Origin of the sequence: Kribbella sancticallisti (assembly GCF_039530625.1) — a bacterium.
Classification (GTDB): domain Bacteria; phylum Actinomycetota; class Actinomycetes; order Propionibacteriales; family Kribbellaceae; genus Kribbella; species Kribbella sancticallisti.
In genome coordinates this window covers 1-2,464 of sequence record NZ_BAAAOS010000071.1, presented here as the reverse complement: position 1 = coordinate 2,464, position 2,464 = coordinate 1, and the positions used below count along the sequence as shown (strand labels likewise).

The window sequence follows — 2,464 nt, the reverse complement described above, 5'->3', positions numbered from 1 at the left end:
GTGGCCGCGCCTCGTCACGCCCCCACGCCGCACATCACGAACTCCGGCTGTAGTACTAGCCCACGGCCTCAAACGAACCAAGAGAAACGGCGTCAGCGGGCAACCACCCCAATTTCAGCCCGGAACGGGCCACCGCAACAAGGGGATCAGGGACTAGTCATTTGAGTTCGGCACCTCTATTACCCACCGAACTGAGGTCGCTGAGATCTCCGCCTCGACGATATCGCGCTTGGCTTGTTCCGACAGGAGACGCTCTAGATCGTCTTCATACTGCTTGAGGACGGAGGCCTCTTCCGCAGCGCTCAATCCGGGGGGCAGCTCGCGTGTAATAACGAAGCTGTCGCCAGGCCCGTCCGCATGAGGCATGGGGTCCTCTATCAACGGTTTCAGCGGGATGATAGCCAGGCGTTCTCCCGCGCCGTGGCGCGGAAGAGGGCCCAGCTTCTTCTTTTCCCCGGCCAGTTCAAGCGCTTCAGCGACAATTGGCCTGAGATGGTCTTTGATTTGGTCAATGGTCGCACTTTCTAGTTCCGGCCAGGCTACAGAGAAATTGACCGTGAGCAATCTGCCGATTTCCGAAACGGCTCGCAATTGCCGACCCTTCTTCTCGACCCGGAACTCAAGCCCGAGCGAGACCCGCTCAAAGCCCCCCTGTAGTAGCCAGCGCGCGCCATCGAACCCCGAGATCACGTCAACCTCAAGGTCTGGGAATACCTCCCAGAGGCGACCTTCAGTAGCGTCGGAGAACACGGGCCCTGACTCGTCGTTGTAGGCGCCACCGCTCAGCTGAAACCATTTCATTGTCATCGGCAACTCTTCCATTGACCGGGTGGACACACTCCGTAGCGCCATCGGTAGAAGCTTACCTTACTGCGTTCCCAGGCTCGAGCGCCTGATCTGTTCCTGAAGAAGCGGACGTTCTTGCCAGTGCGACACGAGCCCTTCATCATAGCGCGACAGGCACGGAGTTGACTATTTGGTCGTTTAATCCAGTCGGTCTGCGAGGTAATTCCGTACTTCCAAGTGTGCCATCCTCCGCGGTGCTGATAGTAAATGGTGTATCCAACGCTCCTGCCTTGGTATTCGTTACTATTCTTGTGAACCTTTTTTTTGACTCTTTTTGCAGACTTCGCTGTCTTGGGGGAGGTCTTGGCTGGTATGCGGCATTGTCCGATTTTGACGGCGGTTGCGCGTGTTCTGGAGGAGCCTTTCCAGTACGAGCTTGGGCCGAAACTGGCGCCGCTGGAACGGCCGTTTCCGACCAGTTCGTTAATGCGGCCGTCGAGGTCGAGTTGGTTGATTGGGTCGGTGGGGTAGGTGTAGGCGTTGGTGTTGCCGCCGGGGATGGGGTCTTCGGAGGTGAACAGTCCGGTGGCAGGGTTGTAGAGGCGGACCCCCATCAGGAGCAGGCCGCTGTCGGTGGTGGCGCGTTGTTCGCCGCCGAGCCAGCCGTACTGCATCGCGCCGGTTGAGGCGCTGTTGCCGGCGCTCGGGATGCCGTACTCGTCGTAGTTGTTCCAGCCCTCGATCGAGGTGGCCGGTGTCGTGGACGTAGGCAGGTTCACGGTGGTGACGATGTCGCCATGGTTGTTGGCCAAGGTCAGGTCTGCGTTGCCGTCTTGGTCGACGGTGAGGCTGAGACTCGGGCCGATGAGTTCGGCGTAGCGCTGGGCAGTGGTGGCGGTTGTGACCCAGGTGGGGTTGTCCGAGGTGTCGGTGTAGTGACGGACGGTCTGGGTCGTTCCGGTTCCGTCGGTCCGGGTTTCGACAGCGCGCCGGTCGAGAGCATCCAGGGTGAACGTCGTAGTTGTGCCGCCTTGGCTGATGGATCTGGGCAGGTCATTGTCGTAGTAGCTCAACGCGGCGGCGCCGCCGGCCGGGGTCGGGGTGTCTGAGGCCGGGAGCGTGGTGGTCCTGCCAAACAAGTCGTAGGCGTAAGTGCCGGTCCCGCCAGCTGCGGTGGTGGGCCGGTCGGCGGTGTCGAACGCTCGCGTGACGGCGGTGCCGCCGGTAGTGGCGCAGGCTCCGTTGCTGTCCGCGGGTGTGGTGGTTTTGCTGATGCGGTTGTCGTTGCGGTCGTAGCCGTAGTTGCGCGTGATGCAATGCGGTGCCTGCGCCGGGTCGGTGACGTCGACGCCCGTGGTGGTGGCGGTTCGGTCACGCACCTGAACAAGCCGTCCGGCGACGTCGTAGCTGTAGGCGCGGTCGTACGGGATAGCGTCTCCCGGGCCGGCGCCGGCCGGGCCGGTGAACGCGGCGCCGTCGGGGGTCCATTCCCGGGCGATGCTGCCGTTGGCGTCGTTGTCGATCGACCACGCCAGCCAGTTCCCGTCGGGATCGACCGTCGTGCTGCCGTCCTCATTCGTTGTTGTGACTTGTCCGGTGTAGCGCAGGCCGATGGGTTTGGGGCTGACCCGTTTTGACGGACATCCGAGATCAGGAGCGGTTGCTCCGGAAGGATGTT

2 protein-coding genes are annotated in these 2,464 nt (G+C 62.0%); both read right to left on the bottom strand.

Translation table 11 applies throughout. The features are described 5' to 3' along the window. Nucleotides 1-153 precede the first annotated feature (153 nt). Complete coding sequence (locus tag ABD255_RS43015) at nucleotides 154-822, bottom strand: hypothetical protein (RefSeq protein WP_344222662.1); 669 nt, start codon at nucleotides 820-822, stop codon at nucleotides 154-156. Continuing rightward, nucleotides 804-2,464: RHS repeat-associated core domain-containing protein (locus ABD255_RS43010; RefSeq protein WP_344222661.1), on the bottom strand; the 1,661-nt coding region annotated here is incomplete at its 5' end. The genes ABD255_RS43010 and ABD255_RS43015, both read right to left, overlap by 19 nt.